The 17,641-nt window shown below is 42.5% G+C and carries 12 protein-coding genes and 4 pseudogenes; 11 read left to right on the forward strand and 5 right to left on the reverse strand.

The window, feature by feature from the left end; genetic code table 11:
* Nucleotides 1-170: 170 nt before the first annotated feature.
* From lepB to treP, 4 genes and pseudogenes are all read right to left on the reverse strand, one after another.
* Nucleotides 171-767, reverse strand: coding sequence for a signal peptidase I (lepB, locus tag AEX56_RS07785; RefSeq protein ID WP_049618615.1), 597 nt, complete (start codon nt 765-767; stop codon nt 171-173).
* 7 nt (nt 768-774) lie between these two features.
* Nucleotides 775-1,680: a ribonuclease HIII gene (gene rnhC / locus AEX56_RS07790; RefSeq protein ID WP_049618616.1), complete on the reverse strand. Its 906-nt coding sequence runs from the start codon at nt 1,678-1,680 to the stop codon at nt 775-777.
* 61 nt (nt 1,681-1,741) lie between these two features.
* Entirely contained in the window at nt 1,742-3,388 is a 1,647-nt protein-coding gene (gene treC, locus AEX56_RS07795) for an alpha,alpha-phosphotrehalase (RefSeq protein WP_049618653.1), read from the reverse strand.
* A 76-nt stretch (nt 3,389-3,464) separates the two neighbouring features.
* A pseudogene (gene treP / locus AEX56_RS07800) lies at nt 3,465-5,500 on the reverse strand (PTS system trehalose-specific EIIBC component).
* Nucleotides 5,501-5,712: 212 nt separating this feature from the next.
* On the opposite strand from treP, the pseudogene AEX56_RS07805 reads away from it, so the two are divergent.
* The 11 genes and pseudogenes from AEX56_RS07805 (at nt 5,713) to AEX56_RS08595 (ending at nt 16,418) form a co-directional block, all read left to right on the forward strand.
* A pseudogene (locus tag AEX56_RS07805) lies at nt 5,713-6,370 on the forward strand (UTRA domain-containing protein).
* Between the two features lie 114 nt (nt 6,371-6,484).
* Complete coding sequence (zapA, locus tag AEX56_RS07810) at nt 6,485-6,796, forward strand: cell division protein ZapA (protein ID WP_049618617.1); 312 nt, start codon at nt 6,485-6,487, stop codon at nt 6,794-6,796.
* Nucleotides 6,793-7,344 carry a CvpA family protein gene (locus tag AEX56_RS07815; protein WP_049618618.1) on the forward strand — a complete coding sequence of 184 codons (552 nt, stop codon included), beginning with the start codon at nt 6,793-6,795 and terminating at the stop codon, nt 7,342-7,344. The genes zapA and AEX56_RS07815 overlap by 4 nt, the downstream gene beginning before the upstream one ends.
* Nucleotides 7,345-7,405: 61 nt before the next feature.
* Entirely contained in the window at nt 7,406-9,739 is a 2,334-nt protein-coding gene (locus tag AEX56_RS07820; RefSeq protein WP_049618619.1) for an endonuclease MutS2, read from the forward strand.
* A gap of 489 nt (nt 9,740-10,228) precedes the next feature.
* Nucleotides 10,229-12,214 (forward strand): KUP/HAK/KT family potassium transporter, encoded by a 1,986-nt coding sequence (locus tag AEX56_RS07825; RefSeq protein WP_049618620.1) that lies wholly within the window; start codon nt 10,229-10,231, stop codon nt 12,212-12,214.
* Between the two features lie 124 nt (nt 12,215-12,338).
* Entirely contained in the window at nt 12,339-12,653 is a 315-nt protein-coding gene (gene trxA, locus AEX56_RS07830) for a thioredoxin (RefSeq protein ID WP_049618621.1), read from the forward strand.
* A gap of 54 nt (nt 12,654-12,707) precedes the next feature.
* Nucleotides 12,708-13,646 carry a peptide-methionine (R)-S-oxide reductase MsrB gene (gene msrB, locus AEX56_RS07835; RefSeq protein WP_049618622.1) on the forward strand — a complete coding sequence of 313 codons (939 nt, stop codon included), beginning with the start codon at nt 12,708-12,710 and terminating at the stop codon, nt 13,644-13,646.
* A 350-nt stretch (nt 13,647-13,996) separates the two neighbouring features.
* Nucleotides 13,997-14,737: pseudogene (locus tag AEX56_RS07840) on the forward strand (mechanosensitive ion channel family protein); the annotation flags it as partial.
* 34 nt (nt 14,738-14,771) lie between these two features.
* Nucleotides 14,772-15,386, forward strand: a complete 615-nt coding sequence (locus AEX56_RS07845; protein ID WP_049618623.1) for a DUF4352 domain-containing protein — start codon at nt 14,772-14,774, stop codon at nt 15,384-15,386.
* 199 nt (nt 15,387-15,585) lie between these two features.
* Complete coding sequence (locus AEX56_RS07850; RefSeq protein ID WP_049618624.1) at nt 15,586-16,098, forward strand: hypothetical protein; 513 nt, start codon at nt 15,586-15,588, stop codon at nt 16,096-16,098.
* A 179-nt stretch (nt 16,099-16,277) separates the two neighbouring features.
* Nucleotides 16,278-16,418 carry a hypothetical protein gene (locus tag AEX56_RS08595; RefSeq protein ID WP_160315185.1) on the forward strand — a complete coding sequence of 47 codons (141 nt, stop codon included), beginning with the start codon at nt 16,278-16,280 and terminating at the stop codon, nt 16,416-16,418.
* Nucleotides 16,419-16,579: 161 nt separating this feature from the next.
* Here the strand turns inward: AEX56_RS08595 and AEX56_RS07860 are convergent.
* Nucleotides 16,580-17,577 (reverse strand): annotated as a pseudogene (locus AEX56_RS07860) (Glu/Leu/Phe/Val dehydrogenase dimerization domain-containing protein).
* Nucleotides 17,578-17,641 lie beyond the last annotated feature (64 nt).

Consider the following 17,641-nt stretch of genomic DNA (forward strand, 5'->3'; position numbering starts at 1 on the left):
CTTTTTGAGTAATAGCAGTTTGACGCAATGATTGATTGAAAGTTCTTATCCCTTGCAGCGCAAAGGATAGCAATCTCCCTCATCAACTGTGCGGAGGTGGACGGACAAGATCAAAATTGGTATTTTATGCTAATTTACCGATTTTTGTTCCGTTCCCATGGTTTTGAATGCTATTTAATATTGCCGATGCGATCCAGTGGCCACAGACGAAAGACGATTTCGCCTTCAAGGCTGTCTTTAGAAAAGGAGCCTACAACACGGCTATCTTGGGAAACTAAGCGATCATCTCCAATGAGATAATATTGATCTTTAGGCACTTGAACAGTGAAGTTAGGACTGCCGTTAGCATCTAGTGTAAAGTTACCGGCATTCTGCGCTAAAATCTGGAAGGATTTGTTAAAGGAATAGGCAGATTGAAGTTTGTCCTTAGAAAAAGCTGCTAGGGATTCCTTCAAATACGGCTCGTCAACCTGTTCATCATTGATATAGAGCACATCATTTTCGTAACGAATAGTATCACCAGGCATGCCGATGACCCGCTTGACAATGAGTTTTTCTTTGCCGTGCTCATCTAGTTCGCTAGCAACGACGATATCGAACCGCTCAATGGAAGCGGTTTTGACCATGAGTAGACGTTCTGAATCTTGTAATGTCGGGTCCATAGAATGTCCATCAACAGTAACGGGGCTCCAGATGAGCCAACGAGATAGGATAAAAGCGATAATAATAAGGGAAAAGACTCCCCATTCTTTTAAAAAGTTTTTCATGTGTACCTCATTTTAAGAGTGCTTGTGCTTTTTTAGTATTGGCAAAGTGAAGTTTGGCGGTCAAATTCAATCCTGCCATCCCCCTTGTTTTGAGAATTTGGCTAGCAATTTGATCGGATTTTGCACCAGCGCCAGATGGCAAGGTGTAGCCGATTTGCTGGCTGAGCTGGGCAAGATTTTCTAGAAACATAGCGCGTGCGATAATGGAAGAAACGGCAACAGCAAGGTATTTTCCTTCGGCTTTTTCTTCCAATGTCACCGCTTGTGTGACCTGATTTCTCTCGTTTTTCAAGTATTTTTGATAATTGTGAGGACTCGTAAAGGCGTCAATGACAATCTTTTGCGGTGTCAGATCTTTCTGTAAGAGTAGAAAAATCGCCTGATTATGGAGCGCCACTTTGACAGAAACCGCATTGTAGCCTTGCTCGATGACCTCATTGTATTTTTTCGGAGACAATAGCAGAGCTTGATGAGGGATTTTCTCTTTTAAGAGCGGAGCGATTTGGCAGATTTTTTGATCTGTCATTTTTTTAGAATCATCAACGCCTAAAGACTTGAGAAAAGCGTGGTCGGCAGGTGCGACAAAGGATGCTACGACCGCCAATCCTCCAAAATAAGACCCGTTTCCGACTTCATCCGTCCCTATAAGCGGGAAATTCTGGCCAGTAGGGGTGCTAGAAGATGACGAACTGCCAGAATCCGCACTTGCTTGGTAACCAAAACGTGCGGCTTCCTGCTCTGCTATTGGTCCCTGAAAAACCACTTTTCCAGAAGTATAGACAGAAACGCTGAGGCCAGTTTTCTTATAAAAAGCGATGATATACTGGTTCTTTGAAGGTTCTTGATAGGTTTGATAAGCTTGGTGAAGCTGTTTTTTTAATGCTTCATTTGTTTGAAGAACGATTGTATTCATTTTAATATTGTAGCATAAAAGGGGAGATTTTCCTTTTTTGAGATGAGAAAAAGAAAGACTTTTACAATCTTTCTTTTCTGTCTTCTATCTTCTTATCAACTAAGAGTGCAATGGTCTGGTAGGCTTGAAGAGTGATTTCTTGCGTGTAGTCATAGTTACTGATAAGAGCGTGAGCGTTGGCGTAGTCGGCTGGTAGACTCAATGTTACTGGCTCAGCGTAGAAATTATTGAGAACCAGAAGTTTTTGGCCATTCCATTTACGTTCAAAGGCGTAGACTTGCTCGCTATCCCTATAAGCTGCCCTATAGTCGCCTTCTGCGATGATTGGAAGCTCCTTACGCAAGCCAATCAATTGTTGGTAGAAGGGGAAAATACGCCCATTTTTTTCTGATTCTACGTTGATTTTTTTGTAAGACTTACTTACTTTGAGCCAGAGAGTTCCTGTCGTGAAACCTGCATGTTGGCTATCATCCCATTGCATTGGCGTACGGGAATTGTCACGCGATTTAGCTTTTATAATAGCAAAAGCTTCTTCAGGTGATTTGCCTTCTTCCAGCATAATCTTGTAAGCATTGAGACTTTCGATATCCACGTAATCGTCCATGCTATCGTATTCTGGATCAATCATGCCAATTTCTTCGCCCATGTAGATGTAAGGTGTACCGCGAGAAAGGTGAATGGAAGCCGCCAGCATAGTTGCCCCTTCTTCACGAAAGTGTTGAACATCTACAAAGCGATTGAGGGCGCGTGGCTGATCGCGGTTATTGTAAAAAAGAGCATTCCAACCATTGCCCTCGCTCATGCCCTCTCCCCAAGAATGGAAAAGATTACGGAGCGCCACAAAATCAAAATCCATAATGGTCCATTTTTGTCCATCTTGGTAATCGACTTTGAGATGGTGAAAATTGAAAGCCATGGACAACTCTTCACGCTCAGGAGCAGTATAGAGGATACAGTTTTCAATGGTGGTCGCAGACATTTCACCAACTGCCATGAAAGAAGGATCTTGTCCGAAACTAGTATTGTTCATCATTTTGAGGTAGTCATGTGTAATGGGGCGATCTGTGTAAGCTGGCTTGCCATCATTTACAGGACAATTTTCCAAGACTTGGTCTTTACCGATTAAGTTAATAACATCAAAACGGAAGCCCTTGACGCCTTTGTTTTTCCAGAAATTGACAACTTTAAAGAGCGCTTCGCGGACATTAGGATTGCGCCAATTGAGATCGGCTTGGGTCACACCAAAGAGATGGAGATAGTACTTTCCAGTATCACCAAAAGGTGCCCAAGCGTCGCCACCAAATTTGGAGATCCAGTCAGTCGGCTCATCTCGCAGGATAAAGAAATCTTGGTAATAGGGATCGCCAGCTAGGTTTTTTTGGAACCATTCATGATCGGTAGAGCAATGATTTAAGACCCTATCTAGCATAAATTCAATGCCGTGCTCCTGTCCTACTTGAACCATTTCTTCAAAGTCTGCCATGGTACCAAAGTCAGGATGGACAGCTGTATAATCTGCTACATCATAGCCATTGTCACGCTGTGGACTTGGATAAAATGGGTTTAACCAGACCATATCGATGCCTAGCTCTTTGAGGTAGGGAATTTTTTCGATGATACCGCGGAGGTCTCCGACACCATTACCTGTCGTGTCTTTGTAGGATTTAGGATAGATTTGATAAACGACTTTTGTCTTATCGATTGCCATAAGTTGCCTTTCTTTTTGATGATCTGAAAATGGCATCCAGGAACTGCTGCAAGCTCCTGAATGCCCATGAAATAGATTAGTTACGGTTCACTTTTAGGACTTCTGCACCGCGTATGATGTGGCTTGGAAGTTCTGCCAGCACTTCAATGTCAAATTGGTCTTGATTTGTCACAATCATTGGCGTTTCTGAAGGAAGACCGGCTGAAGCAATCGTTTCTAAGTCGAAGGTCATCAATAGCTGACCGGCTTTTACCTTGTCGCCTTGTGAAACATGTGCTGTGAAGCCATTTCCACCCAGACTAACTGTATCCATACCAATGTGGATGAGGATATCGGCACCTTGGTCAGAGATGATGCCGATTGCGTGTTTTGTAGGGAAGAGGACGCTGATTTCGCCATCAACTGGAGAAACCAATTGCCCTTCTGTTGGTTGGATGAGGACACCTTGCCCCATTAAACCTTGTGCAAATACAGGATCCACGGCTTCAGAGAGAGGTTTTACCTCGCCTGTCAATGGGCTTAGGATTGTAAAATCGATGATTGATGTTGTTTCAGTTGCTTGACCGGTCTTTGTAGTGACTGTTTCTGGAGCAAGTGCTGTAGCCTCAAAATTGATACCTTTTGCTTCATCTTCAGTTTTGGTCAAGAAGCCAATTTTACGGAAAGTCACTGTGAATATGAATGGGACGACGATAGCGACAAGCATTACAAAAGCAAATGTGAGCATGTATTTGCCTTGGATGGACAAGATACCCGGTAGACCTCCGACACCGATTGCGTTAGCAGTAACGTTGAAAGTAGTGGACAAGAGACCGGATACACCAGAACCAATCATACCCGCTACGAATGGATAAACATATTTAACGTTGACACCAAAGAGGGCAGGTTCTGTTACACCGAGGTAGGCAGAAATAGTAGCTGGAAGTGAAATTTCAGCTTCACGCTCATTTTTACGGTTCATCCAGTAATAAGCCAGTACGGCAGAACTTTGTGCGATGTTTGAAAGAGCAATCATTGGCCAAAGACCAGTACCACCAGCATCAGCAACCAATTGTGAATCGATGGCGTTGGTCATGTGGTGAAGACCTGTGATAACGAATGGTGCATAGAGGGTACCAAAGATTGCACCGAAGAGCCCTTTAAGAGGACCAGTCAAACCTGCAAGAACAACAGTTGACAAGAGCTGACCTAACCACCAGCCAAATGGACCAAGAATAGTATGTGCCAGAATAAGGGCTGGAATAAGGGAAAAGAAGGGCACCACAATCATGGAGACTACTTCTGGAATACGTTTGCGCCAGAAAATTTCCAAGTAAGCTAAACTAAGACCGGCCAAGAGGACAGGAATAACTTGCGCTTGGTAACCAATACGGTTGACTGTGAAGAAACCAAAGTCCCAAACCCAGTTTGCTGCAATGTCAGCAGCAGGAGTAGAGGCTACAGCATAAGCATTAAGAAGTTGTGGAGAAACCAAACAGATACCAAGGACGATACCGAGGATTTGAGACGTGCCCATTTTACGAGTCACCGACCAAGTAATTCCCACTGGGAGGAAGTGGAAGATAGCTTCACCTGGTAACCAGAGGAAATGGTTAACACCGCTCCAAAATTGAGATACATCAACGATAGTATTGTATTTAGGACTTCCATCTGGCATGACTTGTTTGACGCCATCAACGATATTGCGTCCAAGCCATTCCATTTGTACACCTTCCAAAATATTACGAAAACCGAGAATCAGACCACCAACGATGATGGCAGGCAAGATTGGCGTGAAGATTTCTGCCAACATGGTCATGGCACGTTGGATAGGGTTTTGGTTTTTCTTAGCCATTGATTTTGCTGCTTCTTTGGAGACACCTTCGATGCCGGAAACAGCCTTGAAATCATTGTAAAAAATTGGTACCTCGTTACCGATGATGACTTGGAATTGACCAGCGTTGGTAAAAGTTCCCTTTACAGCATCGATAGCTTCGATTTGTTTGACATCTGCTTTGCTATTATCATTGAGGACAAAACGCATGCGAGTTGCACAGTGGGTAACCGCTGCGATATTTTCTTTGCACCGATTGCATCAAGCAACACTTTGGCCTGATTTTCAAATTTTCCCATAACATCTTTTACAATACGAATGTACTGCACTCTCCTTTTTTAATAGTAAAATTGTTTCAGTTGAAATGTTTATATATTTGTACGGATGAATATAAGTTAAACATATTGTATCCGATTTCAAAATGCTTTGCAAGGCTTTTTATCTAAAAAACTAAAATTTTGTTATAATGATGGAGACATGTATGTGAAAAGGCGGACCAATGAAAGAAAAGATGAAAAAATATCAAGAAATTTTCAATGATTTACAGGAAAAAATCGCCAATCAAACCTATCAATCAGGTGATTTACTGCCGACAGAAAAAGAGTTGCAGCATATTTATAGCGTCAGTCGTGATACCGTTCGGAAATCATTGCAATTACTCACGGAGCAAGGTTTGATTCAGAAAGTGCAAGGTCGTGGGTCTCAGGTCATTCAGCAGGTTGTCATTAGATAGCAAAACGCACGTACGTAGTTTGGAACGGCTAACTGTAGACCAAAAAATGCAGACACGAACAGGCTTTGAGGTAGGGACAGATATCTGGCGTATTATGCGGACTCGGACCATTGATGGACAGATTTCGGTCTTAGATATCGACTACCTATCCTGTGAAGTAGTACCACAGATGACAAAGGCAATAGCAGAGCAGTCTATCTATGAATATTTGGAAAAAGAATTAGGTTTAGATATCGCTTATGCGCGAAAGGAAATCACCATTCAAGCGATGAGCGAATGGGAACGTAAGGTGATGGAAAATAGGGATGACTACCTTGTTCTCATCAAGTCGCGCGTCTATTTGGCGGATACTCACCAGTTTCAATACACTGAAAGTGAGCATAAAATGGATAAATTCAAATTTGTGGATTTTGCACGGCGCAAGCATGGCTTATAAAAGTCTCTCACCGATAGTCAAATCCTGTTTTTTACGGTATAATATAAGGATGAAGAGAGAGTGGCTGTTTCTACGGTTGTTTTCTATTAAAGATTGAATGAAAATAGGTGAAGTATGGCAAATTTAAATCGATACAAATTTACCTTTGGGGATAAGCAGCTGACGCTGACGACTGAACACGATAACCTTTTTATGGAAGAAATCGAGCGTGTAGCACAGGAAAAATACCAAGCGATTAAGGAAAAATTACCTAAAGCAGACCCTGAGACCTTAGCTTTGCTTCTTGCAATCAATGCCTTATCTTTGCAGTTGACGCGTGAGCAAGCTTTCGAGAAGACAGAGGCAGAACTCGCTAGTGTCAGAGAAAAGGTCCTTAAAAAAAATGTGACCTTGGTAGACTTAGATGAACTCGAGGAGCAACCATGATTTCCATAGTATTATTGATTATTTTGGCGTGGAGTTTTTATATCGGCTATAGTCGCGGTTTGGTTTTGCAGGCTTTTTATGGGTTTTCAAGTGTATTAGCCTTGATAATTGCCGCGGGAAATTATAAATCCTTAGCATCGATTTTCTATCTATGGGTCCCTTTTGCGACAGCGACAGAAGGAGCCAGTACCTACTATTTTGATAGCAAATACCTTTTTGAGCTAGATAAGATTTTCTATGCAGGCCTAGCCTTTCTTGCTATATATATGGTGGTTTATGCCATTATGCGCTTTATCGGGATTTTTGTCCACTTGCTCAAATTTGTCAGTCCAGATACGACTATGATGAATGTGATCAGTGGAGGCATTTCTGTGATTGTCACCTTGATTTCTATCCAGATGGTCTTGACTGTCGTTGCGACTATCCCTCTGGCGACAGTGCAAAATACCTTGCATGATTCCTGGTTGGCAAATGGGATTATCCAGTACACACCTATTATGAGCAGCTTGTTGAAGAACTGGTGGGTGACTAAGGTCGTTGGTGGCTAAGAAGACACAAATAGAGGCTGGGGCTTAGCTCGCAGCCTTTTTCTATCAGAATGAGAAAAAAATGAATCAAAAAATTATTGAAACACTAGAATTTAAGAAAGTTAAGCAACTCTTGGAGCCTTTTGTGGTGACAGAGCAGGGACGCCAGCAGCTCCTTGATTTAGAGCCTATGGACCAAGCAGAGCGGATTCAGCAAGCATTTGATGAAGTGACGGACATGGCGGACTTGTTTGTTCACTATCCTCATTTCTCCCTGTCAAGGACAGAAGATGTTGCGCCAGCTATGCGCCGCTTGGAGTTGGAGGCAGATCTCAATATCCCAGAATTATTATCTGTCAAAAAGGTTTTAGAAGTGTCCAAGTATGTGGCGGATTTCTACGCGGATCTGGAAAATGTAGAACTACCCCATCTGGCGACTTTATTTGAAAAAATTGAGACCTTTCCACAGGTACAGGGATCTTTGCAGGCCATCAATGATGCAGGTTTTGTAGAAGATTTTGCTGGCGAATCCTTGCTGAAAATTCGTCGAAAAATTCAAAAGTCGGAGCAGCAAGTGCGTCAGATTATGCAGGATATGCTCAAAACCAAGGCGGATATGTTATCAGATACAGTATTGGCAAGTCGGAATGGACGAAATGTTCTCCCTGTCAAAAATACCTACCGCAATCGGATCGCAGGTGTGGTGCATGATATTTCTGCGTCCGGATCAACGGTCTATGTAGAGCCACGTGCGGTCGTTGCTCTCAATGAGGATATGACCAATGCGCGTGCAGAAGAACGCCATGAAATTGTGCGGATTTTGTCTGCATTATCTGATATGTTGCGTCCGCACACTAGCATAATCCGCAATAATGCTTGGGTGTTGGGACGACTAGATTTGGTGCGCACCAAGCACCTCTTTGCTCGTCAATATAATGCGGAGGTACCAATACTGTCGCCTGACAAGGATATCCTCCTACTCAATGTGCGTCACCCGCTCTTGATGCATCCTGTTGCCAACGATTTGCGATTTGGGAAGGACTTGACGGCAATCGTCATCACGGGTCCAAATACAGGTGGGAAGACCATTATGCTGAAAACGCTTGGTTTGACACATCTCATGGCCCAGTCTGGATTGCCTATTTTAGCCAACTCAGGTAGTCGCGTAGCTATTTTTAACCAGATTTTTGCCGATATCAGCGATGAGCAGTCTATTGAGCAGAGCCTCTCGACTTTCTCTAGCCATATGACTCATACAGTGGAGATTTTGGAAAAAGCTGACGCGGATTCCTTAGTACTCTTTGATGAGTTGGGAGCAGGTACGGATCCTCAAGAAGGGGCTTCGCTTGCCATGGCCATTTTGGATGATTTGCGCTTACGTGGCATCAAAACCATGGCAACTACTCACTATCCTGAGCTCAAGGCTTATGGGATTGAGACGCCAGCTTTGGAAAATGCCAGCATGGAATTTGATACGGATAGCTTGCGACCGACCTATCGCTTTATGCTGGGGGTGCCTGGTCGCTCCAATGCTTTTGAGATTGCTCGTCGCTTAGGCTTGTCCAATGTTGTCATTGCCGCTGCTCAGTCCTTTACTGATACGGATAGCGATGTCAATCGTGTCATTGATCAATTGGAAAAACAAACCGTAGAAAGCCGCCGTCGTCTGGACAATATTCGTGAGGTGGAGCAAGATAATCTCAAGATGAATCGTGCGCTTAAAAAACTCTATAACGAATTTAACCGTGAAAAAGAAAATGAGCTCAATAAAGCACGTTTGGAAGCACAAGAAATTGTTGATGTAGCGCTGGCAGAGAGTGAAGAAATCCTGAAACATCTGCACGATCAGGCGACATTGAAACTTCATCAAATCATAGAAGCAAAAGGTCAACTCAAAAAATTAGCTCCCGATGTGGTCGATTTGTCTAAGAATAAGGTCCTCAAAAAAGCCAAGCAAGAACGAGCTGCCAAAGTCGGAGATGACATTGTTGTCACAGCTTATGGCCAGCGTGGAACCTTGACCAACCAACTCAAAGATGGACGCTGGGAAGCGCAAGTTGGACTCATCAAGATGACCTTGAAGCGAGAAGAATTCGGTCTCGTCAAGGCAGAAAAAGAAAGTCAACCTCAGCAAAAACAAATTCATGTGGTCAAGCGTAATCAGGCAAAAGGACCAAAAGCTCGCTTAGATCTCCGAGGGAAACGTTACGAAGAGGCAATGAAAGAATTGGACGAATTTATTGACCAAGCTCTTCTCAACAATATGGCTCAAGTAGATATTATTCACGGAATCGGTACAGGAGTCATCCGTGAATCCGTGACCAAGTACCTGCGTCGCAATAAGAATGTCAAAGAGTTCGGCTACGCACCGCAAAATGCAGGCGGTTCTGGTGCTACCATTGTGACATTTAAGTAAAGGACTAGAAAAAGACAATGCACATTCGCCCCTATGATCACGAAAAAGACCACAAAGGTTGGGTTTATACTAAGGCTTTATCCTATCTCTTTTCACCCTTTTTTGATGATTTTGATAGGGAAAATGCAGAGCTGGACTGAGAGGTGTTTGAGGACCGTATCGAGCAGGTCTATCAGGAATTGACCTATGTGGTTGATTTGGTTAAAAAATAAGCGTATAGAAATCAGCAGGATGTACTCTGCGATACTGTTATCTTATTTTCGTATAAGTCATTCAGACTGCGAATGTTACTATTTCAGTGCTGTGTTTCCAAATAAATGGAATTCCATCCTACCCTTGAATGATCATTCAAAAGGTTTTATCATCAACTCTCTTGTACGACTTTACGTCTGGTGTACAAGTCTGGTCCTATTTTTTCAAATAGGACTTTTCTTTTTATTTGACTGTGCTATAATGAATCATCAACAAAAAATATGAGGCAAAATAGACATGGAAAAGTCGGAACATTCGTTTGAAAAAGCTAGCGCGGCTGGTTTTCTCATCGCTTTAGGCATCGTTTATGGAGATATTGGGACTAGCCCTCTTTATACCATGCAGTCTCTGGTGGAAAATCAGGGCGGCATTGGTCAGGTGTCTGAAGATTTCATTTTAGGTTCCATTTCTTTAATTATCTGGACGCTGACCCTGATTACGACCATTAAGTATGTCTGGATTGCGCTCAAAGCGGATAACCATCACGAGGGCGGCATCTTCTCCCTCTATACTCTGGTTCGTAAAATGCGTAAGTGGCTCCTGATTCCAGCCCTAATTGGCGGAGCGACACTCCTGTCGGACGGAGCATTGACGCCAGCAGTTACGGTGACCAGTGCCATTGAAGGTTTGAAGAGTGTCCCCCTTCTATCTCACCACTATGGGCAGCAGCATATCGTTATTTTGACGACCCTTTTGATCTTAACAGCCCTCTTTGGTATTCAGCGATTTGGCACGGGGCTTGTTGGGAAAATTTTTGGTCCCGTTATGCTAACTTGGTTTTCTTTCTTGGGCATCAGCGGCTTGGTCAATAGTTTGACAGACCTAGCGGTTTTCAAAGCTATAAGTCCCCATTACGCTATTCAGCTCTTGCTCAATCCTGAAAATCGACAAGGCATTTTTATCCTTGGGTCGGTCTTCCTTGCGACGACAGGTGCAGAGGCTCTTTATTCCGATATGGGGCATGTCGGCCGTGGCAATATTCATGTCAGCTGGCCATTTGTCAAAATTTGCATTCTTTTATCATACCTTGGCCAAGGGGCTTGGATTTTGGAACATAAGAACAGCGGTAGTGAACTCAATCCTTTCTTTGCTAGTGTGCCATCTTCTCTGAGTGTCTTTGTAGTGATTTTGGCGACTCTAGCAGCCATTATCGCTTCACAAGCTTTGACCTCTGGCTCCTTTACCTTGGTATCTGAAGCTATGCGCCTCAAGATTTTCCCGACTTTCCGTGTAACCTATCCTGAGCATACCCTTGGTCAGCTTTATATTCCTGTTATTAACTGGACGCTTTGTTTCATTACCTGCGGTATTGTTCTTTATTTCCGCACGTCAGCACATATGGAGGCTGCTTACGGTTTAGCGATTACCATTACCATGTTGATGACTAGTATTCTCCTAACTTATTTCTTGTTACAATCTGGTGTCAAACCAATGTTTGCCTACGTTCTCATGGCATTCTTTGGAGTTATTGAGTCTATCTTCTTCATAGCTTCAACGGTTAAATTCTTGCATGGAGGCTACGTGGTTGTCATCATTGCAGCACTGATTATTGGGCTCATGTTTGTCTGGTTCAAATCCAATCAAATCACAATGAAGTATGTCAAATCTTTAGATATTCGTCAGTTTAAAGGACAATTGGGTAAATTGCGCACGGATCCTGCTTATGGATTTTATCATACCAATGTAGTTTATTTGACCAATCGGATGGATAGGTACATGGTTGACCGCTCTATCCTCTATTCTATCTTGGACAAGAAGCCTAAGCGAGCAGAGGTTTACTGGTTTGTGAAAGAGAATGTCACGGACGAACCTTATACGTCTGAATATACGGTAGAAATGTTTGATACAGATTATATCGTCCAAGTACAGCTCTATCTTGGCTTTCGCATGCGTCAAGATGTTCCACGCTATATGTGCAAAATTGTCAAAGATTTGATGGAAACAGGTCGCCTGCCTAAGCAACACCAAGATTATACGATTACGTCTGGTAGTATTGTAGGTGATTTCCGTTATGTTGTTTTGGAAGAACGCCTGATGAACGCAGCGGCTATGCGACCTATTGAACGCTTTATTTTGCAAACAAAGGCAGCGGTTAAGCATTTCACAGCGACACCTGTTCGCTGGTTTGGCCTTCAATTCTCAGAAGTGACAACCGAAGTGGTTCCCCTGATTTTATCTGACATTAAGCAGTATCAAATCAATGAACGCCACATACCGTCATAACCGACATACCACTCCTGCAAAAATAGGAGTGGTTTTTTAGGATAGCTTTATCGTAGCAATTATTAGAAATAATCTATTTTTTGTTGTAAAATAAGGCTACAAATGAAAGAAATGGAGAATTCTTATGGTTCAAGCAATTACAGATGCAAACTTTGAAACAGAAACAGCTGAAGGGGTTGTGCTCGTTGATTTTTGGGCAACTTGGTGTGGTCCCTGTCGCATGCAAGCACCAATCTTGGAGCAATTAGCAGGAGAAGTAGATGAAGATGAATTGCGCATTTTTAAAATGGATGTTGATGAAAATCCAGAAACTGCGCGTGGTTTCGGCATTATGTCTATCCCAACTCTTCTCTTCAAAAAAGACGGTCAAGTCGTGAAGCAAGTCGCTGGCGTCCACTCAAAAGACCAAATCAAAGCGATTCTGGCTGAAATTGGCTAAGGATAGATTGAGAGAGGACATCCTCTCTTTTTTGCTATAAACGAAAGGATATGTATGAAAGAAATTTACTTAGCTGGCGGTTGTTTTTGGGGATTAGAAGAATATTTTTCTCAGATTGAGGGCGTTGAAAAGACCAGTGTTGGCTACGCCAATGGTCAGGTGGAAACAACTTCTTATCAACTGCTTAAGCAAACGGACCATGCAGAGACGGTTTATATCGCCTATAATGAAAATCTTTTGAGCTTGCGGGAAATATTGCTTTATTATTTCCGAGTGATTGATCCACTTTCTGTTAACCAACAAGGACCTGACAAAGGGCGTCAGTACCGTACGGGGATTTATTACACGGATAAGGCGGATCTGCCAGTCATTGAGGTGGTCATGGAAGAAGAACAAGCTAAAGTCGGCAATCGTCCGCTGGCTGTAGAAGTCGAGCCCCTTAAGCATTATATTTTGGCGGAGGATTATCATCAGGATTACCTGAAGAAAAATCCGACAGGCTACTGCCATATCGATGTCAATCAGGCCAAAATACCTGTTATTGATGCTAAGGATTACCAAAAACCAGACCAATCTGAACTCAAGGAGCGCCTGACGGATTTGCAGTACCAAGTCACCCAAGAAGCTGCTACTGAGCGTCCTTTTGAAAATGAATTTTGGGAGAGCGATGAGGCAGGGATCTATGTCGATATTACAACGGGTGAGCCACTTTTCTTATCAACGGATAAGTTTGACTCTGGCTGTGGCTGGCCAAGTTTCACCAAGCCAATCAGTAAGGAAGTAGCCAGTTATTACCAAGACTCTTCACATGGTATGAATCGTATTGAAGTACGTAGTCGCGCAGGTCACGCTCATTTAGGTCACGTTTTTGATGATGGACCACGCGACAAAGGCGGTCTTCGTTATTGCATTAATTCCGCGGCCCTACGCTTTGTTCCAAGAGATCAAATGGAAGAAGCGGGTTATGGACTATTTTTGGATTTGTTGAAATAAGGGAGGAAGAGGTTAAGACAAAAGTCCTAACCTCCTTTTATTTTATTTCGTTTTTAATGACAAGGTGCAGGGGTTGAGGGGCATGAAACTATAGATACAGCTTTCTCCTACCTACTCAACTGTGCGGAGATAGGAGTAAAACAGTCTAGTGGACTGTTTTAGGTCGGTACTCGAAAATGAAAAAGTGCTGAAAAATCGAATTGCCACGAAATGACCGAAGTTTACCTCGCTCTCTTTTTCGCTCCTCGTTCCCAGTAAATTCTTGCTTTGTGTTATAATAAGACAATGAAAGAAAGGAATGTGTCTATGGTGCAATTTTTCAGGGATTATCTAGCTAAGTTTAATGTAGCATCGCTAAACAGCTAATTCATGTAGCAGTTATTCGTCTAGTAGTGCCGTCACTGAAACTTTCCAAACATGAGTTGCCTCGTCAAAAAACCCTGACTCGCTTGATTGAGAATGTCCTCAATTATACACTCTATTTTATTTTGCTCTATTCTATTTTGACAATTTTGGGATTGCCCGTATCCAGTCTCTTAGCAGGTGCTGGAATTGCTGGTGTAGCAGTCGGATTAGGAGCGCAAGGTTTTCTATCGGATTTAGTCAACGGCTTTTTCATCCTATTAGAACGTCAGTTTGACGTAGGCGATAGTGTTCGTTTGACGAATGGTTCTATCACGGTGACAGGGATTGTTGTCAGCGTCGGGATTCGTACAACTCAAGTAAGAGACTACGACGGGACATTGCATTTTATTCCTAACCGAAATATGCTCGTCGTTAGCAATCTTTCTCGTGGCGACATGCGTGCACAGATTGACTTACCCCTACCTGCTAGTGTTGATTTGGAAGCAGTGCGGCAGGTGATTGAGCAGGTCAATGAACGAGAAATCCCGCGTTATGATATGATCAAGGCTTGCACTATCTTAGGTCCACAAACCACAGTCAATGGACAATTTTCTTATCGCATCAATTTATCTGTCTCGAACGGGCGGCAATATGAAATCTACCATCGTTTCTATGGTCTTTACCAAGAAGCCTTGAAGGCAGAGGGAATTGAATTGCTAGCCGTGCCCTATAGTATTGTTAAATAATTAAGAAACAGTTTTCAACTGAAGGAGTCTATGTATGTTATTAAAGGATTTTGTTATAGAGGACGGCCAAGTTTTTTATCGGAAAAAACCACTGCACAAGCAACCACTCTTTTGGACCAGTATTGTAGGTCTTGTACTGACCATTATTTTAGGTGTTGTTTGTTTCTCTTTGTTCGTGAGTTTAGGGTTCAACAAGTCAAAAGACTACTGGGGGGCTATGGATGAATCTGGTATGTATGACGAGTTGGATAAAGGGTATAGCGAGGATTTATCCACCTATGCACAATATGAGCTGGGGCAATCAGCGCAAATGGATGATACCTTGGAGGTAACCGTTACATCTATAGAAAAGGATAACAGCATTGAATTGGTGGATGATTCGTCTAGTCAAGCTGTGGTTGTAGAAGCTAAGGTTGAAAATATATCTGACCAAGATTTTTATTTTGATGAATATGATTTTTCTCTTTATAATTCTGAAGAAGTCTACCAAGGTATGGATTTTCGAACTTATGATGTCAATATTTCAGAAAAAATCGAGCCTGGCCAATCTATTGATGTGAAATTGATTTTTGCAGGTGATCAGGGTGATCGATACACGGTTGTTTTTGGGGACGGTAGCTGGAGTCAATATTTTAGCGATAGTATTTAAAATGAAATATTAAATCTTAAAGAGCGATTATTCGCTTTTTTAATTTTGTAACAGATTTGCAATATTTTGTTACAAAAAGATGACAAAACGAATTGTTTTAGAAATAAATATTACAAAAAGATTACAAAAGCGCTTTGCATTCATTCTGCAAAGTGGTAAAATAACCTTAGAAGAACAAAAAGAAAGAGAGGAGGACTAGATGGCCTTTCAAAAAACATTCACCATGACACTTTGCTTAGCAGGAATCATCCTTGCTGGCATGCAGACTCTAGTATCTGCAGAAGATGTGGTTGCTGGATCAGAGACAAGTGAAATAGTTACTGTCTCCTCAAATTCTCAAGACGCACAAGCAGAACCTGTGACTGGCGCAGAAGTGACGGATTCAAGTCTGTCTAGTACACTCGAATCAAGCGGTGCTGAAATAGCAACAGATGGTAGCCCTTCAGTAACCACCGCAAGTACAGAAGCTGAAAACAACCGTACTGTGATTGCTATGAGTGAGGAACCAGAGGCAACTGCTTCTACAACAACTACCAGTACCGCAAGTACAGAAGAGATGGTTGATATTTCAACCTCAGCTACAGATGTGGAAGAAGAAGCGACTCCTGCAACAGCTAAGGTAGAAGCTATGCCAGAAGCTCTTATCGGTACTTGGAAAGCAAGTCGCCAAGATATGGAAGTGGTACAAAAGCTGTCAATGGGAAGTTCGTAACTGATTGATTTACCTTTAATAATGGACAATTTCAGCCAATCGTTTGGCAGACTGGGATAAATGCAGATTTTGATTATCATCAAGGGGTGTACGACGAAGTATTTGCAAGGGTAATTGAAATAACCTCTAACAATGCTGCTATTGTACAACCTTTAGCGAATACATCGCACGCACCAAAGATGCATCCAGTGACTCCTAAAGCACAACTTCCTGCAACAGGGGATAACCATTCTATCTTGATTTGGAATAATTGGGAGAGGTTGGGAAAAGATTTACCTCATTTCCCTTTATGTATCGTAGATGTTCAAGGTGGTGGTTGATTGCAAGTCCTCAACCCGTACGTACGCTGCAAGGACAAACGACCTTCCTTATCAACTGTGTGGAGGTGAGAGTAAAACAGTCTAGTAGATTATTTTAGTTCAGTGCCCGAAAACGAAAAAGTACTGAACACCAAACTCTCGTTTCATGAGGATTTACTATTTTATACCAACCCTTGTGCAATCATTGCTCCAGCAATTTTTTCAAAGGCAGCGATATTAGCTCCTGCAAGGTAGTCTTTACCGAGGTCATATTTCTCGGCTGTTTCTTTTGCAGTGGCGAAGATATTGGCCATGATGTCTTTGAGGCGGCTGTCAACTTCTTCAGATGTCCAAGACAAGCGCTGGCTGTTTTGGCTCATTTCAAGAGCTGATACGGCAACACCGCCAGCATTGGCAGCTTTAGCCAATCCGTAAAGCACATCGTTAGCTTTGTAAACATTGATGGCATCCAAGTTGGACGGCATATTGGCACCTTCAGCAACTAGATAAGCACCATTTTTCACGAGACGTTCAGCTTTCTCTCCGTCAATTTCATTTTGAGTCGCACATGGAAGAGCGATGTCTACATGACCTTGGTAATTCCATACAGAACCTTCAAAATATTGAGCTGTTTCTTTTTCAGCAGCGTATTCTGTCAAACGAGCACGGCGCTTTTCTTTGACATCTACCAAGAGGTCGAAGTCGCAGTTGCTTTTTGAACAGCGAATTGTGCCACGTTACCAGAGCCAGAGATAAGGACAGTTTGATCTTGGAATGACTTATCATTGGCTTTCAAGATTTCGTTTGCGAAGTAGACCAAACCGTAACCAGTTGCTTCAGGTCGGGTTTGTACTGACCAAACATATAACCAATTTCACGTCCGCCGACACCGATATCACCCGCAGGGACATCAAGTGAAGGACCGATGTATTTTTGCAACTCAGTCATAAAGCTTTGGCAGAAGCGCATCACTTCAGCATCCGTTTTGCCTTTTGGATCGAAGTTCTGGCTCGACAATTCGCGCTAAAATGTTTTCTGTAATATATTCTGGGTGAGCTTCAAAGACAGGCTCCAGAGTATTGAACAATTCTTCAACAGCTTGAAGGAATTCTGTTTCGTGCGGGTTACGTGCTTTTATAGCTTCAAACGAAGCTTGGATATATTCTTTTGCAGTTGTCATAATCTTCCTCTTTTGCATGGTTTCTATAGTAAAGAATAAAATGAAGCTTTACAGAGATTTTTCC

The sequence above is a fragment of the Streptococcus sp. X13SY08 genome (assembly GCF_001182825.2).
Classification (GTDB): Bacteria; Bacillota; Bacilli; order Lactobacillales; family Streptococcaceae; genus Streptococcus.

What these genes read in the sequence shown, in the direction of transcription:
- lepB (WP_049618615.1), bottom strand. Translation starts at nt 767, where the DNA reads ATGAAAAACTTTTTAAAAGAATGGGGAGTCTTTTCCCTTATTATTATC.
- rnhC (WP_049618616.1), bottom strand. Translation starts at nt 1,680, where the DNA reads ATGAATACAATCGTTCTTCAAACAAATGAAGCATTAAAAAAACAGCTT.
- treC (WP_049618653.1), bottom strand. Translation starts at nt 3,388, where the DNA reads ATGGCAATCGATAAGACAAAAGTCGTTTATCAAATCTATCCTAAATCC.
- zapA (WP_049618617.1), top strand. Translation starts at nt 6,485, where the DNA reads ATGGCAAATTTAAATCGATACAAATTTACCTTTGGGGATAAGCAGCTG.
- AEX56_RS07815 (WP_049618618.1), top strand. Translation starts at nt 6,793, where the DNA reads ATGATTTCCATAGTATTATTGATTATTTTGGCGTGGAGTTTTTATATC.
- AEX56_RS07820 (WP_049618619.1), top strand. Translation starts at nt 7,406, where the DNA reads ATGAATCAAAAAATTATTGAAACACTAGAATTTAAGAAAGTTAAGCAA.
- AEX56_RS07825 (WP_049618620.1), top strand. Translation starts at nt 10,229, where the DNA reads ATGGAAAAGTCGGAACATTCGTTTGAAAAAGCTAGCGCGGCTGGTTTT.
- trxA (WP_049618621.1), top strand. Translation starts at nt 12,339, where the DNA reads ATGGTTCAAGCAATTACAGATGCAAACTTTGAAACAGAAACAGCTGAA.
- msrB (WP_049618622.1), top strand. Translation starts at nt 12,708, where the DNA reads ATGAAAGAAATTTACTTAGCTGGCGGTTGTTTTTGGGGATTAGAAGAA.
- AEX56_RS07845 (WP_049618623.1), top strand. Translation starts at nt 14,772, where the DNA reads ATGTTATTAAAGGATTTTGTTATAGAGGACGGCCAAGTTTTTTATCGG.
- AEX56_RS07850 (WP_049618624.1), top strand. Translation starts at nt 15,586, where the DNA reads ATGGCCTTTCAAAAAACATTCACCATGACACTTTGCTTAGCAGGAATC.
- AEX56_RS08595 (WP_160315185.1), top strand. Translation starts at nt 16,278, where the DNA reads ATGCATCCAGTGACTCCTAAAGCACAACTTCCTGCAACAGGGGATAAC.